Origin of the sequence: Fictibacillus phosphorivorans (assembly GCF_023715845.1) — a bacterium.
GTDB classification, from domain to species: Bacteria; Bacillota; Bacilli; order Bacillales; family Fictibacillaceae; genus Fictibacillus; species Fictibacillus phosphorivorans_D.
The window spans coordinates 1-253 of the sequence record NZ_JAMBOR010000094.1; the positions used below are offsets into that span (position 1 = coordinate 1).

The window sequence follows — 253 nt, forward strand, 5'->3', positions numbered from 1 at the left end:
TGTATTCTTCTTTTCTGCTGTGAATTCACGATTTAGCACATTTTCCGCCACATGTTGGGGAATCGAGCGCTTAAACATCTTCTTCTTTTTTCGAATTACGGACTGTATACCTGCAACACCCATCAGCTATAAATACGTTTGTGATTAAAGTTCTGTTTAAGGGTTCGGTTTATATTCATTGTCATTCGACGATAGCCGTAGATTCCCTTAACTTTCTCATAGAGAGCTTTCAGCTCTTTTATAATCTCGTTAT

1 protein-coding gene is annotated in these 253 nt (G+C 37.5%); it reads right to left on the reverse strand.

Features of this window, described 5'->3' with window-relative positions; all coding sequences use genetic code 11:
- Window positions 1-122: 122 nt before the first annotated feature.
- Entirely contained in the window at window positions 123-245 is a 123-nt protein-coding gene (locus M3206_RS19315; protein ID WP_425590754.1) for an IS3 family transposase, read from the reverse strand.
- Between the last annotated feature and the right edge of the window lie 8 nt (window positions 246-253).